This window comes from Variovorax soli (assembly GCF_031454625.1).
Lineage (GTDB): Bacteria > Pseudomonadota > Gammaproteobacteria > Burkholderiales > Burkholderiaceae_C > Variovorax > Variovorax soli_A.
In genome coordinates this window covers 190,555-204,167 of the sequence record NZ_JAVDRF010000010.1, presented here as the reverse complement: position 1 = coordinate 204,167, position 13,613 = coordinate 190,555, and the positions used below count along the sequence as shown (strand labels likewise).

The window sequence follows — 13,613 nt, the reverse complement described above, 5'->3', positions numbered from 1 at the left end:
ACCCATGTCAAAGCCGATCGATCTTGGGGTCCAGCGCATCGCGCAGCCCATCCCCCAGCAGGTTGAAAGCCAGCACCGTGAAGAAGATCGCCAACGAGGGAAACAGCGCCACGTGCGGCGCATTGACCATGTCCGCGCGCGCCTCGTTCAGCATCGCGCCCCATTCCGGCGTCGGCGGCTGTGCGCCCATGCCGAGGAAGCTGAGGCTGGCGGCCGTGATGATGGAGGTGCCCAGGCGCATCGTGAAGTACACGACGATCGAGGAGATGGTGCCCGGCAGGATGTGCCGCAGCAGGATGGTGAGGTCGCTCGCGCCGATGCTGCGCGTGGCCTCGATGTAGGTGAGGTTCTTCAGCGCCAGCGTGTTGCCGCGCACCAGCCGCGCGAAGGCCGGCACGCTGAACACCGAGACCGCCACCACCACGTTGGTCATGCTGCTGCCGAGGATGGCCACCACCCCCAGCGCCAGCAGGATGCCGGGAAAGGCGAACAGCACGTCCGAGATGCGCATCACGATGCGGTCCCACCAGCCGCCGTAGTAGCCGGCCAGCAGGCCCAGGGCGGTGCCGACGATGGCGCCGATCACGACCGAGAAGAAGCCGGCCGCGAGCGAGATGCGCGCGCCCATCAGGATGCGGCTGAAGATGTCGCGCCCGAGCGGGTCGACGCCGAACCAGTGCGCGGCCGAGGGGCCGGTGTTGATCTTGTCGTAGTCGAAGAAGTTCTCGGCGTCGTACGGCGCGAGCCAGGGCGCGAGGATGGCCACGGCCACCAGCAGCAGCACGAAGACGGCGGCGCCCATCGCCACGTGCTGCATGCGGAACTTGCGCCAGAACTCCGTCCACGGCGTGCGCACCCGGCCTTGGGCGACGACGGCCAAGGCGGGCGCCTCACTTGTAGCGGATGGTGGGGTTGATATAGCCATAGAGCACGTCGACCACGAGATTGATCAGGATGAATTCGAGCGAGAAGAGCAGCACCAGCGTCTGGATGATCGGGTAGTCGCGCATGTCGACCGCGTCGACCAGCAGGCGCCCGAGGCCGGGCCAGTTGAACACCGCCTCCACCACGATCGAGCCGCCGAGCAGGAAGCCGAACTGCAGGCCCATCATGGTGACCACCGGGATCAACGCATTGCGCAGGCAGTGCTTCAGGACGACCCACTTCTCCGACACGCCCTTGGCGCGTGCGGTGCGCACGAAGTCTTCCTGGATCACCTCGATGAAGGACGCCCGTGTGAAGCGCGCCATCACCGCCGCCACCGCGGCGCCCAGCGTCAGCGAGGGCAAGAGGTAGTGCCGCCACGAATCGGCGCCGACCGTCGGCAGCCAGCCGAGCTGGACCGAGAAGATCTGCATCAGCAGCATGCCGAGCGCGAAGGCCGGAAAGGAAATGCCCGAGACGGCCAGCGTCATGCCGAGCCGGTCGGGCCACTGGTTGCGGAACACGGCAGACGTGATGCCGATGGCCATGCCGAACACCACGGCCCAGGCCATGCTGGTGATCGTCAGCAGCAGCGTGGGCATGAAGCGCTCGGCGATCTCGGTGGATACCGGCCGCTTGGACCGCAGCGAATGGCCGAAGTCGCCCTGCAGCATGTTCGTGAAGAAGTTCAGGAACTGCTGCGGCATCGGCTTGTCCAGGCCGAGGTCCGCGCGCACCAGGGCCACGGTCTCGGGGCTGGCATCCGGCCCGGCCGCCAGGCGCGCCGGATCGCCGGGCAGCATGTGGACGAACAGGAACACCAGCACCGCCACGATCAGCAGTGTCGGCAGCAGGCCCAGCAGGCGCTTGAGGACGTACTGTGTCATGCACGTGTCATTTCAGTGCGCCACCGATCTTCCCGCGGCTCACAACGAGAGTGCGTCATTTCAGCTCGACTTCGTCGAAGTTGAAGCTGCCGTCGGGGATGACGTAGAAGCCGCTCAGGTTGCGCGCGCGCACCGACAGCAGCTGCTCGGTCACGAGGAAGGCCCAGGGCGCATCGTCCCAGATGCGCTTCTGCGCGTCGCCGTAGATCTTGGCCTTGGCAGCAGCATCGGTGGTGACCAGCGCCTTCTTGATGTCGGCATCGACCTCGTCGTTCTTGTAGTACGCGGTGTTGAAGAGGCGCGGCGGGAAGGACTCCGACGCCAGCAGCGGACGCATCGCCCAATCCGCTTCGCCGGTGGAGGAAGACCAGCCCACGTAGTACATGCGCACCGGCGCAGTCGCCGGGTCCTGCGCGCTCTCGACGCGCTCGACGCGCTGGCCGGCCTCCAGGGCCTGCACCTGCACCTTGACGCCGACCTGCGCCAACTGCTGCTGCACGAACTGGATCACCTTTTGCGCCGTGGTGTAGTTGTAGGCCGACCAGAGCGTGCTCTCGAAGCCGTTCGGGTAGCCGGCTTCCTTCAGCAGCGCGCGCGCCTTCGCCGGGTCGTAGGGCCAGGGGCCGAGCTTCACCGCACCGTCGATGCCCTTGGGCAGCACGCCCTCCGCGGGAATGGCGTAGCCGGAGAAGGCCACCTTGGCGAGCGCCTCCTTGTTGATCGCGTAGTTGATGGCTTGCCGCACCTTCGGGTTGTCGAAGGGCTTCTGCTGCACGTTCATCGAGATGTAGCGCTGGATGATCGAGGGCGCGCTGGTCACCTCGAGGCTGGGCTTGCCCTTCAGGGTCTCTGCCGCTTCGGGCGGCATCGGGAAGGCGAAGTGCGCCTCGTTGGTCTGCATCATCGCAGCGCGCGTGTTGTTGTCGACCACCGGGCGGAAGGTGATGGTGTCGATCTTCGGGTAGCCCTTTTTCCAGTAGCCGTCGAACTTGGCCACCTTCAGGTAGTCCGTGGCCTTCCACTCCACGAACTTGAAGGGGCCGGTGCCCACCGGGTTCTGCGCGATGCCCTTGCTGCCGTACTTGGCGAGCGCGGCCGGCGAGATGATCACGGCCGACGGATGCGCCAGGTTGTTGATGAAGGGCGAGAACGGCTCGGCCAGCGTGAAGCGCACCGTGGTCGGATCGATCACCTCGGTCTTGGCGATGTTCTTGTAGAGGTTGTAGCGCTTGAGCTTGTTGTCCGGGTTGGTCACGCGGTCGAAGTTCGCCTTCACAGCCTCGGCGTTGAAGGGCGTGCCGTCGTGGAACTGCACGCCGGTGCGCAGCTTGACGGTGTAGACCAGGCCGTCCTTGCTGACGGTGTGGCCCGTGGCCAGCACGGGCACCATCTTCATGTCCTTGTCGAAGCCGTACAGCCCTTGGTAGAAGGACTTGGCCACCGCCTGCGAGAGCGTGTCGTTGGCGTCGTAGGGGTCGGTCGTCGTGAAGCCCGACTGCACGGCCACGACGATGTCCTTGGCGGCGTGCGCCGAGAGCGCGAAGCCACCCAGGCCGGCGACGGCGAGCGCGGCGGCGATGCGGGAGAGATGCTGCTTGTCCATGCTGGAACTCCTTCTTGGTCGATCAGTTGATTGGGTGTTGCGCGACGAAGTGGCCGGGGCCCACCTCGACGAGCGGCTTGAGCTCGGGCTCGTAGCCCGCGGGATGAACGGGACTCGGGATCTCGCCGTGCAGCAGCGGCCGGGCGCGATTGCGGCGCGCCGGATCGGCCACCGGCACCGCCGCCATCAGCTTGCGCGTGTAGGCATGCTGCGGGTTCTCGAAGATGGCGCGCCGCGGGCCGATCTCGACGATCTGGCCCAGGTACATCACGGCCACGCGGTGGCTGATGCGCTCCACCACCGCCATGTCGTGCGAAATGAACAGGAAGGCCACGCCCAGCTCGCGCTGCAGGTCGAGCATGAGGTTGACGATCTGGGCCTGGATCGACACGTCGAGCGCCGACACCGACTCGTCGGCCACCACCACCTTGGGGTCGAGCGCCAGTGCGCGGGCGATCGCGATGCGCTGGCGCTGGCCGCCGGAGAATTCGTGCGGATAGCGCTGCGCGTAGTCGGCCGGCAGGCCCACCTTTTCGAGCAGCCACCGCACCCGCTCCTGCGCCTGGGCGCCGCTGGCGACGCGGTGCACCAGCAAGGGCTCCATGATCGAGAAGCCCACCGTGAGGCGCGGGTCCAGCGAGGCGAAAGGGTCCTGGAAGATGAACTGGATGTCGCGCCGCAGCGCCTGCAACTGGCCCTGCGGCAGCGCCAGGACGTTGCGGCCCTTGAACTCGATCTCGCCGCCCTGGCTGTCGACCAGGCGCAGCAGCGAGCGGCCGGTGGTGGACTTGCCGCAGCCCGACTCGCCCACCAGCGCCAGTGTCTCGCCGGCATGCAGGTCGAAGCTGATGCCTTCCACCGCATGCACCCGCCGCGTGACACGGCCGAACAGGCCGCTCTTGAGATCGAAGCGCGTCACCAGGTCCTTCACGCGCAGGATCGGCGGGGTGTCGCGGCGCACCGTGTCCTGCGGGCTGCGGTCGCTCGTGCGGATGCCGGCCGCATCGACCTGCAGCAGCTCGAAGCGCGCGGGCAGCTCGGTTCCGCGCATGGCGCCCAGTTGCGGCACGGCCGAGAGGAGCGCGCGCGTGTAGGGGTGCTGCGGGGCCTTGAACACCTGCTCCGAAGGGCCGGCCTCGGCCTTGTCGCCGCGGTACATCACGAGCACGCGGTCGGCCACCTCGGCCACCACGCCCATGTCGTGGGTGATGAAGACCACGCCCATGTGCATCTCGGACTGCAGCTCGCGGATGAGCTGCAGGATCTGGGCCTGGATGGTGACGTCCAGCGCGGTGGTGGGCTCGTCGGCGATCAGCAGCGAGGGCCGGCAGGACAGCGCCATCGCGATCATCACGCGCTGGCGCATGCCGCCCGAGAGCTGGTGCGGGTAGCGCTGCAGCACGCTGCGCGCTTCGGGAATGCGCACCAGCTCCAGCATGCGCAGCGCCTCGGCGCGCGCCGCCGCGCGGTCCTTGTCCTGGTGGATGGCGATGGCCTCCGCGATCTGGTCGCCGGCGGTGAACACCGGGTTGAGCGACGTCATCGGCTCCTGGAAGATCATCGCGATGTCGGCGCCGCGGATGCCGCGCATGGTGGCATCCGAGGCCTTCGCCAGATCGAGCACGCGGCCATCGCGGCGCCTGAAAGCCATGCGGCCATCGAGGATGCGGCCGCCGCCGTACTCGACCAGCCGCATCAGCGCCAGCGAGGTGACGGACTTGCCCGAGCCCGACTCGCCGACGATGGCCAGCGTTTCGCCGCGGTCCACGTGCAGCGAGAGCTTGCGCACCGCATCGACGGTGCGCTCGGACGTGGCGAAGCGCACGGTGAGGCCATCGACCTCGAGCACGCGCTGCTCGGGCAACTGCAGCGCGGCGCCGCCGGCGGGAGAGGTGTGAAGAACCGCGCTCATCGGTGAATGGCCGTCTTCGGCGCATCGGTGCCGCGTGCATGCCCGCGGTACATGCCTTCGGTGTTGAAGGGCATGCAGACGTTGCCCAGCCGATCGATCGCGATCAGCCCGCCGCTGCCGCCGATCGCCGGCAGCGACTGCATCACCACGGCCTGCGCCGCCTGCGCCAGCGACTGGCCCGCATAGCGCATGCGCGCGCAGACATCGTAGGCCGCGGCCGTGCGGATGAACATCTCGCCGCTGCCGGTGCAGGACACGGCGGCGCGCTTGTCGTCGGCATAGGTGCCGGCGCCGATCAGCGGCGAATCGCCGATGCGGCCGACGCGCTTGTTGGTCATGCCGCCGGTGGAGGTGGCGGCCGCGAGATGGCCTTCGTGGTCCAGGGCCACCGCGCCGACGGTGCCGAACTTGCGGCCCTCGTCCAGCGGTGCGCCGGACGCCCCCGTCGACGATGCCGCGCCGTCATGGTCGAGCACCACGCGCCCCGCAGCCTGCGCGCGGTGCAGCTGCGAGCGCCGCGCCTCGGTCGAGAAGTAGGCGGGCTCCACCATCTCCAGCCCGCGCTCGCGCGCGAAGGCCTCGGCGCCGGCGCCGGCCAGCAGCACGTGGGCGCCTTCTTCCATCACCGCCCGGGCGGCACGCACCGGGTGGCGGATGTGGCTCACGCCGGCCACCGCGCCGGCGCGCAGGTCGGCGCCGTTCATCACGGCGGCGTCGAGCTCGTGCGTCTCGGCCTGCGTGAAGACCGCGCCATGGCCGGCGTTGAAGAGCGGGCAGTCTTCCAGCATCTCCACCGCGAGGCACACGGCATCGAGCGCGCGGGCGCCCTTCAGCAGCAGCGCCTGGCCGGCCTGCAGGATGTCGCGCAGCGCCTCGTGGTAGGGCTGGGCGGCGCCGGCAGTCAGCGCCGCAGCGCTGATGGTGCCGGCGCCGCCGTGGATGGCAATGACGGGCATCGTTCTCATCGGGTCTTCTTCTTTCCGGCCGGTGCGCGCGGCGCCGGCCCTTGCTTGATCTTCGGCGTGCTCGCGGCCCGCAGGTCCTGCGCGCCGTGCAGCCACGGCATCACGGCATGCACCACCTTGCTCGCGGCCTGGTAGGCGTGCGGGGCGCGCAGGGCCACGGCGCTGGTCAGGGCTTCGATGAGCGCGAGCACGCTGGTCTCGCAATTGGGACGATAGCGGGTTTCGGTCTGCGCATAGAGAACCACGTCGGCCAGCGGCGCGATCGGCGAGCTGGGCCGGTCGGTCAACGCCAGGACGCCGATTCGCTGGGCGCGCGCGAGCTCGGTCAGGGCGACGGTGTCGGTCAGGTAACGCGGGAAGGTCAGCGCCACCAGCAGGTCCTGCGGTCCGCCGCGCGACAGTGCGCGTGCGCCGTGCGTGACGCCGCTGACCGACGACAGCAAGCGCACGTCGCCGCAGTAGGCATCCAGCCCATGGTGCAGCAGCCCGGCCAGCCAGGCGCTGGCGCCGAAGCCGGCGATGAAGACGGTGCGGGCCCCGAGCACGCGCGCCACAGCGGCTTCGCAGGAGGCGGGGTCCAGTGCCTGGCGCGTCGCCCCGATGTTGCCCTGGCTTTCCTGCAGCGCCATCGCGAACACCTCGGCCACGGTCGAGGGACGGGCCAGGTTGCCGCGCAGCTGCTCCACCGGGGCCACCAGCGGCTCGAAGCCGCGCACCAGCTCGGCGCGGAAGCTCGCGTAGCCGTCGAAGCCCAGCGCGCGGGCGAAGCGGTTGGCGGTGGCCACTGACACGCCGACGATGGCGGCCAGTTCGTCGATCGGCAGCGTGGCGACCTGCAGCGGGCGTTCGAGCACGTAATCGGCGACCTGCCGGTGCGAGCGCGTCAGCTGCGGCAGCGCCTGGGCGATGCGCTGCGGGACGGTGGTGGTGGCGACTGCGGTCAGGGCCGGCATGCGTTCTGGACTCGCTCCTCTCCGGTGCGAGCGATGTAAAGAAAATTACAAAATGGTGCAGAGAAAGAAAATTTTCAATCATTGCCATCCGAATAGCAAGCGGCGGGCCAGAGGGTTGTCCCGGGGGGCTGAGGTCACAATAGCGGACTCACACCCCGACCGAAGCGCCACCCCCGCATGAACAAGAAAATTGCCGGCACGCTCCAGATGATGGCGGCCATGCTGATCTCCGGAACCATCGGCTGGTTCGTCGTCTACTCCGGGCAGCCGGTCATCCAGTTGCTGTTCTGGCGCTGCGTCTTCGGGGCGGCGACGCTGCTGGTGGTCTGCGCCTTCACGGGGTCGCTGCGCGGCAGGCTCACGCTCGGGCAGGTCGGCTGGGCCGCCATCGGCGGCGTGGCCATCGTGCTCAACTGGCTCCTGATCTTCGCCTCCTTCTCGCGCGCCTCGATCTCCGTGGCCATCGCCGTCTACAACACACAGCCCTTCATGCTGATCGGCCTCGGCGCGCTCTTCTTCGCCGAGCGCATCACGGCCGCCAAGCTCGGCTGGCTCGGCATTGCGTTCGCGGGCGTGCTGCTCATCGTGGAGGCCCGGCCGTCCGCGGCCGCCTATGCCGGTCCGGACTCCGCCTATATCGCCGGGGTCCTGATGGCCCTCGGCGCGGCGTTCTTCTACGCCATCGCCGCGATCGTGACCAAGAAGCTCGGCGACACGCCGCCGCACCTCATCGCGTTGATCCATGTCTGCGTCGGCATCCTCATGATCGCGCCCTTCGCGGACCTGACGAACCTCCCCTCCGGCTACCGGGTCTGGGGCGATTTCCTGGTGATGGGCGCGGTCTACACCGGCCTGGTGTTCGCGCTCCTTTACGGCGCGATCCAGAAGCTGCCGACGCATTCGGTGGGTGTGCTGTCCTTCCTCTACCCGATCGTCGCGATGGTGGTGGACTTCGTCGCCTTCGATCACCGGCTCAAGCCGCTGCAGCTCGTCGGGTCAGCGGCCATCCTGGTTGCCGCTGCCGGGATGACGCTCGGATGGTCCCTGCAGCGGGCCAAGGCTTTCCCGCAGGCCTGAGCGATCCACTTCGTCGGCGGCGGCTGAACCTTCCCGCGAGGCCCGTGCCGCGGAGCCCAGTACACTCCGCCCGCCCCGGCATCGGCCGGGGCCGCTGCAGGCAACGCGGCGTGTCCCAAATCAAGGAACTTTGAATGAACCGAATCGAACTGGTCGAGAAGATCGCCACCGCCCACACCCTGAGCAAGGCCGAAGCCGCGCGCGTCCTCGAAACAGTCACCAGCGCCATCGTCAACGCAGTGAAGAAGGACGACCCGGTCCAGCTCGTCGGCTTCGGCACCTTCAAGCAGGTCGCCCGCGCCGCGCGCTCCGGCTTCAACCCCCAGGCAGGCACGAAGATCAAGATCGCCGCCACCAAGGTGCCGAAGTTCGTGCCCGGCGCCGCCTTCAAGGCCGCCATCGATCCGAAGGCCGCCAAGCGCAAGGCCGAGAAGGCGGCGGCCAAGCCCGCCGTGAAGAAGGCTGCTGCTGCGCCGAAGAAGGCCGCGGCCAAGAAGAAGTAAGAGTAAGCCCAGGCGAGCGCCTGCTCTGCACGAGGGCAGGGGCGCCGGATCGAAGCCGCCCACGGGCGGCTTTCTTGTTTGGCGATGCGTTCGCCGCAGGACTCAGAGCAGGCGCGAGATGTCCTGCGCCGCCCCGACCAGCGCCGGCAGCATCGTCTCCTGCATCACCTTGGCGCTGGTGCGGTTGGCCTGTCCGCTGATGTTGAGCGCGGCCACCATGCGGCCGGCGCGGTCCACGATCGGCGCGGCGATGGAGATCAGGCCTTCCTCGAGCTCCTGGTTGACCAGGCACCAGCGCTGGCGCCTCGCCTGCAGCACCCTGGCGACGATCGCGTCGATGTCGGTGAGCGTGTGGCGCGTGAGCGGCTCGATGCTCGAAGCCGCAAGCCGCGCTCGCAGCGCATCGTCGTCCAGGTCGGCCAGCAGCAGCCGGCCCATGGAGGTGCACCACGCCGGCAGGCGCGAGCCCACCCCCAGGCTGATGCGCATGATCTTGTGGATGGGCACGCGCAGCACATAGACGATGTCGGTGTCGTCCAGCACCGCGGCCGAGCAGGATTCCTGCACTCGCTGCACCAGTGCCTCCATCACCGGTTCGGCGCGGTTCCAGATCGGCATCGACGACAGGTAGGCGAAGCCCAGGTCGAGGATGCGCGGCGTGAGCGCGAACAGCTTGCCGTCGAAGTCCACATAGCCCAGCGTCTGCAGCGTGAGCAGGATGCGCCGCGCCCCGGCGCGGGTGAGCCCGGTCGCGGCCGCGACTTCGCTGAGCGTCTGGCGCGGCGCGCGCTCGCTGAAGGAGCGGATGACCTGCAGCCCGCGTGCGAAGGACTGGACGTAGCGGTCCCCGGGCGTGGGGGCAGTGGATTCTTTTTGGGTTGCCATGCGAAGCGATCTTCTTTAGAATTCATTATACGAACACATGTTCGATATACGAACAACCGGGAACATTGTGCTCCACGCCTGAAGCCGAGGCCTTCGGCTTTTCCCTTACTCCGGAGACAGATTCATGATCAACAAGATCGCCGGCTCGATCGCCGATGCCATGGCCGGCATCCCCGACGGCGCCACGGTCCTCATCGGCGGCTTCGGCACGGCCGGCATCCCCAACGAGCTCATCGACGGCCTCATCGAGCAAGGCGCCAAGGAGCTCACGGTCGTCAACAACAACGCCGGCAATGGCGACACCGGCTTGGCTGCGCTGCTCAAGGCCGGGCGGGTGCGCAAGATCATCTGCAGCTTCCCGCGCCAAGCCGACAGCTACGTGTTCGACGAGCTCTACCGTTCCGGCAAGCTGGAGCTCGAACTGGTGCCGCAGGGCAACCTGGCCGAGCGCATCCGCGCGGCCGGCGCGGGCGTCGGTGCCTTCTTCTGCCCGACGGGCTATGGCACGCAACTGGCCGGCGAGCGCGAGACGCGCGTCATCGACGGCAAGCCCTACGTGCTGGAGTACCCGATCCGCGGCGACGTGGCGCTGGTCAAGGCCGAGCAGGGCGACCGCTGGGGCAACCTCACCTACCGCAAGGCGGCGCGCAACTTCGGCCCGGTGATGGCCATGGCCTCCGAACGCACCATCGCCACCGTGCACGAGATCGTCGAGCTGGGCGCGATGGATCCCGAGACCATCGTCACCCCCGGCATCTTCGTCAGCAAGATCGTCAAGATCGACCGCGTGGCAACGCAAGCCGGCGGCTTCAAGAAGGCAGCATGACCATGAGCACCAGCCATTACCAGCGCCGCACCAAGGACCAGCTTGCCGCCCGGGTCGCGCAGGACATCTTCGACGGCGCCGTCGTCAACCTCGGCATCGGCCAGCCCACGCTGGTGGCCAACCACCTGCCGGCGGGGCGCGAAGTCATCCTGCACAGCGAGAACGGCATCCTCGGCATGGGCCCGGCGCCGGCCGCCGGGCAGGAGGACTACGACCTCATCAACGCCGGCAAGCAGCCGGTCACATTGCTGCCGGGCGGCGCCTACTTCCACCATGCCGACAGCTTCGCGATGATGCGCGGCGGCCACCTGGACATCTGCGTGCTGGGCGCCTTCCAGGTCTCGGCCACCGGCGACCTCGCCAACTGGAGCACGGGCGAGGAGGGTGCCATCCCCGCCGTCGGGGGCGCGATGGACCTGGCCATCGGCGCCAAGCAGACCTGGGTCATGATGGACTTGCTCACCAAGAAGGGCGAGAGCAAGATCGTCGCGCAGTGCACCTATCCGCTGACCGGCATCGGCTGCGTGAAGCGCGTGTACTCCGACCTCGCCACGCTCGAATGCACGCCTGCGGGGCTCAAGCTCATCGACAAGGTCGAGGGGCTCGCGCATGCAGAGCTCGAGAAGCTGGTCGGGTTGCCGATCGCTGCGTAAAAAGGCGGACCGCCCGAAGGCGGAAGGCGCTTCTGCGAAACCTCTGCGATCTCTGCCGTCGGCTTTCCGTATCGACTTCCTTCCTGAGAGACACACACCATGACCACCCAAGCCTTCATCTGCGACGCCGTTCGCACCCCCTTCGGCCGCTACGGCGGCTCGCTTTCCGGCGTGCGCGCCGATGACCTGGGCGCCGTGCCGCTCAAGGCACTCATGGAGCGCAACAAGAACGTCGACTGGCAGGCCGTGGCCGACGTGCTCTACGGCTGCGCCAACCAGGCCGGCGAGGACAACCGCAACGTCGCGCGCATGTCGGCGCTGCTGGCCGGGCTTCCCCTCGAAGTCGGCGGCGGCACCATCAACCGCCTGTGCGGCTCGGGCCTGGACGCCGTGGGCAGCGCGGCGCGCGCCATCAAGGCCGGCGAGGCCGGGCTCATGATTGCCGGCGGCGTCGAGAGCATGAGCCGTGCGCCCTTCGTGATGCCCAAGGCCGAGAGCGCCTTCAGCCGCAGCAACGCGGTCTACGACACCACCATCGGCTGGCGCTTCGTCAACAAGCTCATGAAGGCGCAGTACGGCGTCGATTCGATGCCGGAGACCGCGGAGAACGTCGCCACCGACCACAAGATCGAGCGCGAGGCGCAGGACAAGATGGCGCTGGCCTCGCAGCAGCGCGCCGTGGCGGCGCAGAAGTCGGGCTTCTTCGATGCCGAGATCGTGCCGGTGACGGTGCCGCAGAAGAAGGGCGACGCGATCGTCGTGAACAAGGACGAGCATCCGCGCGACACCAGCCTGGAGGCGCTCGCCAAGCTCAAGGGCGTGGTGCGCCCCGACGGCACGGTGACCGCCGGCAACGCCAGCGGCGTGAACGACGGTGCCTGCGCGCTGCTGCTGGCCGACGAGGCGAGTGCGGCCAGGCACGGCCTGACGCCGCGCGCCCGCGTGGTCGGCATGGCCACCGCCGGCGTGCCGCCGCGCGTGATGGGCATCGGCCCGGCGCCGGCCACCGAGAAGGTGCTGAAGCTCACCGGCCTGAAGCTGGAGCAGATCGACGTGATCGAGCTCAACGAAGCCTTCGCCGCGCAAGGCCTCGCGGTGCTGCGCCTGCTGGGCCTGAAGGACGACGACGCACGCGTCAACATCAACGGTGGCGCGATCGCGCTGGGGCATCCGCTGGGCGCCAGCGGCGCGCGGTTGGCGACCACCGCGGTCAACCAGCTGCACAAGGGCGGCGGGCGCTATGCGCTGTGCACCATGTGCATCGGCGTGGGCCAGGGCATCGCGGTCATCCTCGAACGCGTCTGAAGGAATGCGCCGCGGCGCAGGCCGCTGCGAGTCGCCCGCTCGGCGCTTCGGCGAGGTGATCAGGCAGGCGAAGCGTTGGTTGGAGCGAGCGTGCCCTGATCCGCGGCCTGCCACACCAGCGTGGCGGCCGCGAGATCCTCGAGTGCGCTGCCGACGGCCTTGAAGACGGTGCGCCCGGTGGCGTTCGCGCGCCCCGCATGGCGGCCCTTGCACAGGTCGGCGAGCGTGGCCTGTACCGCATCGGGCGCCAGCGTGCCGGCCGCGATCGCATCGAGCAGATCGCCGGCCTTCAGCAAGGCCTCGCCGGTATCCACGAAAGTCTGCGCGCCGGCAAAGCAAGCCGCGTCGGCCTCGCGCATCTGCGGCGTGAAGCTGCCGATCAGGTCGAGGTGCGAACCCGGCGCGAGCCACTCGCCCCTCACCAGCGGCGAGGTTGCGAGCGTCGCGCAGCTCACGATGTCGGCGCTGCGCACGGCGGTTTCCAGCACGGGCACGGCGCGCGCATTCCAGCCTTCGCCGCGCCATTGCGCCGCCAGGGCCTCCGCGCCTTCGGGACGGTGATTCCAGACCCACACCTCCTCGATTCGGCGTGCGCGGGCATGGGCGGCCGGCAGCAGCCGCGCGACGCGGCCAGTGCCCAGCACGAGCAGTCGACGTGCATCCCTTCGCGCAAGAAAAGATGCGCCCAGCGCCGAGGCCGCCGCCGTGCGGTGCGCGGTGATCTCGTTGCCGTCCATCATCGCGAGCGGCACGCCGGTGTGCGCGTCGTAGAGGACGTAGGTCGCGTGCAGCCCCGGCAGGCCGCGCGCGCCGTTGCCGGGAAAGATGTTGATGGTCTTGATGCCGAGGAAGCCCGCCTCGCTCCAGGCCGGCATGATCAGCACCGTGCCGCGGTCGCTGCCCGCCTCGACGGCGTGCACGTGGCGCGGCGGGACGGTGGCCTCCCCCGCGAACGCCGCCTGCAATGCGGGAATCAGTTGCGCGAAATCCAGGGCGCCACGGGTGGCGTCGGCGTCGAAATGCTGCATGGCAGGTCCTCGGGCGGGATGACAATGGGCGCCATTGGAGCCCGTACGTGTGAGTCGGGGAGGGTACAGCCGGCCCCCGACCGAAGGGACGA

13 protein-coding genes are annotated in these 13,613 nt (G+C 68.7%); 5 read left to right on the top strand and 8 right to left on the bottom strand.

Translation table 11 applies throughout. The features are described from left to right. Positions 1-7: 7 nt before the first annotated feature. From gsiD to J2739_RS21160, 6 genes are read right to left on the bottom strand one after another with little or no spacing between them, the layout of a single operon-like run. On the bottom strand, positions 8-925 hold the full coding sequence (gsiD, locus tag J2739_RS21185) for a glutathione ABC transporter permease GsiD (RefSeq protein WP_309905260.1): 918 nt from the start codon (positions 923-925) through the stop codon (positions 8-10). Next, entirely contained in the window at positions 891-1,811 is a 921-nt protein-coding gene (gsiC, locus tag J2739_RS21180) for a glutathione ABC transporter permease GsiC (protein WP_309905258.1), read from the bottom strand. Before gsiC ends, gsiD begins: the two co-directional genes overlap by 35 nt. 55 nt (positions 1,812-1,866) lie before the next feature. Continuing rightward, complete coding sequence (gsiB, locus tag J2739_RS21175) at positions 1,867-3,414, bottom strand: glutathione ABC transporter substrate-binding protein GsiB (RefSeq protein WP_309905256.1); 1,548 nt, start codon at positions 3,412-3,414, stop codon at positions 1,867-1,869. Between the two features lie 22 nt (positions 3,415-3,436). After that, entirely contained in the window at positions 3,437-5,326 is a 1,890-nt protein-coding gene (locus J2739_RS21170) for a dipeptide ABC transporter ATP-binding protein (RefSeq protein WP_309905255.1), read from the bottom strand. After that, positions 5,323-6,291 carry an isoaspartyl peptidase/L-asparaginase family protein gene (locus J2739_RS21165; RefSeq protein ID WP_309905252.1) on the bottom strand — a complete coding sequence of 323 codons (969 nt, stop codon included), beginning with the start codon at positions 6,289-6,291 and terminating at the stop codon, positions 5,323-5,325. The genes J2739_RS21170 and J2739_RS21165 overlap by 4 nt, the downstream gene beginning before the upstream one ends. Beyond that, on the bottom strand, positions 6,288-7,244 hold the full coding sequence (locus J2739_RS21160; protein WP_309905250.1) for a MurR/RpiR family transcriptional regulator: 957 nt from the start codon (positions 7,242-7,244) through the stop codon (positions 6,288-6,290). The genes J2739_RS21165 and J2739_RS21160 overlap by 4 nt, the downstream gene beginning before the upstream one ends. A gap of 177 nt (positions 7,245-7,421) precedes the next feature. Between J2739_RS21160 and J2739_RS21155 the strand changes: the two genes are divergently transcribed. Both J2739_RS21155 and J2739_RS21150 read left to right on the top strand, forming a co-directional pair. Then, a complete protein-coding gene (locus J2739_RS21155; RefSeq protein WP_309905249.1) occupies positions 7,422-8,321 on the top strand; it encodes a DMT family transporter in 900 nt (299 codons plus the stop codon). A gap of 134 nt (positions 8,322-8,455) precedes the next feature. After that, a complete protein-coding gene (locus J2739_RS21150; protein WP_309905247.1) occupies positions 8,456-8,824 on the top strand; it encodes an HU family DNA-binding protein in 369 nt (122 codons plus the stop codon). Positions 8,825-8,926: 102 nt separating this feature from the next. On the opposite strand, the gene J2739_RS21145 is transcribed toward J2739_RS21150, so the two are convergent. Continuing rightward, on the bottom strand, positions 8,927-9,709 hold the full coding sequence (locus tag J2739_RS21145) for an IclR family transcriptional regulator domain-containing protein (protein WP_309905246.1): 783 nt from the start codon (positions 9,707-9,709) through the stop codon (positions 8,927-8,929). Positions 9,710-9,833: 124 nt separating this feature from the next. Between J2739_RS21145 and J2739_RS21140 the strand changes: the two genes are divergently transcribed. The 3 genes from J2739_RS21140 (at position 9,834) to pcaF (ending at position 12,493) form a co-directional block, all read left to right on the top strand. After that, positions 9,834-10,535 carry a 3-oxoacid CoA-transferase subunit A gene (locus J2739_RS21140; RefSeq protein ID WP_309905244.1) on the top strand — a complete coding sequence of 234 codons (702 nt, stop codon included), beginning with the start codon at positions 9,834-9,836 and terminating at the stop codon, positions 10,533-10,535. Then, positions 10,532-11,188 (top strand): 3-oxoacid CoA-transferase subunit B, encoded by a 657-nt coding sequence (locus J2739_RS21135; RefSeq protein WP_309905242.1) that lies wholly within the window; start codon positions 10,532-10,534, stop codon positions 11,186-11,188. The genes J2739_RS21140 and J2739_RS21135 overlap by 4 nt, the downstream gene beginning before the upstream one ends. 99 nt (positions 11,189-11,287) lie before the next feature. Next, positions 11,288-12,493, top strand: coding sequence for a 3-oxoadipyl-CoA thiolase (gene pcaF, locus J2739_RS21130; protein WP_309905240.1), 1,206 nt, complete (start codon positions 11,288-11,290; stop codon positions 12,491-12,493). 59 nt (positions 12,494-12,552) lie between these two features. On the opposite strand, the gene lhpI is transcribed toward pcaF, so the two are convergent. Next, positions 12,553-13,521 carry a bifunctional Delta(1)-pyrroline-2-carboxylate/Delta(1)-piperideine-2-carboxylate reductase gene (gene lhpI / locus J2739_RS21125; protein WP_309905238.1) on the bottom strand — a complete coding sequence of 323 codons (969 nt, stop codon included), beginning with the start codon at positions 13,519-13,521 and terminating at the stop codon, positions 12,553-12,555. Positions 13,522-13,613: the final 92 nt, after the last annotated feature.

Excerpts from the sequence above, each read along its gene's own strand:
- gsiD (WP_309905260.1), bottom strand. The coding sequence starts at position 925 with ATGGCTATATCAACCCCACCATCCGCTACAAGTGAGGCGCCCGCCTTG.
- gsiC (WP_309905258.1), bottom strand. The coding sequence starts at position 1,811 with ATGACACAGTACGTCCTCAAGCGCCTGCTGGGCCTGCTGCCGACACTG.
- gsiB (WP_309905256.1), bottom strand. The coding sequence starts at position 3,414 with ATGGACAAGCAGCATCTCTCCCGCATCGCCGCCGCGCTCGCCGTCGCC.
- J2739_RS21170 (WP_309905255.1), bottom strand. The coding sequence starts at position 5,326 with ATGAGCGCGGTTCTTCACACCTCTCCCGCCGGCGGCGCCGCGCTGCAG.
- J2739_RS21165 (WP_309905252.1), bottom strand. The coding sequence starts at position 6,291 with ATGAGAACGATGCCCGTCATTGCCATCCACGGCGGCGCCGGCACCATC.
- J2739_RS21160 (WP_309905250.1), bottom strand. The coding sequence starts at position 7,244 with ATGCCGGCCCTGACCGCAGTCGCCACCACCACCGTCCCGCAGCGCATC.
- J2739_RS21155 (WP_309905249.1), top strand. The coding sequence starts at position 7,422 with ATGAACAAGAAAATTGCCGGCACGCTCCAGATGATGGCGGCCATGCTG.
- J2739_RS21150 (WP_309905247.1), top strand. The coding sequence starts at position 8,456 with ATGAACCGAATCGAACTGGTCGAGAAGATCGCCACCGCCCACACCCTG.
- J2739_RS21145 (WP_309905246.1), bottom strand. The coding sequence starts at position 9,709 with ATGGCAACCCAAAAAGAATCCACTGCCCCCACGCCCGGGGACCGCTAC.
- J2739_RS21140 (WP_309905244.1), top strand. The coding sequence starts at position 9,834 with ATGATCAACAAGATCGCCGGCTCGATCGCCGATGCCATGGCCGGCATC.
- J2739_RS21135 (WP_309905242.1), top strand. The coding sequence starts at position 10,532 with ATGACCATGAGCACCAGCCATTACCAGCGCCGCACCAAGGACCAGCTT.
- pcaF (WP_309905240.1), top strand. The coding sequence starts at position 11,288 with ATGACCACCCAAGCCTTCATCTGCGACGCCGTTCGCACCCCCTTCGGC.
- lhpI (WP_309905238.1), bottom strand. The coding sequence starts at position 13,521 with ATGCAGCATTTCGACGCCGACGCCACCCGTGGCGCCCTGGATTTCGCG.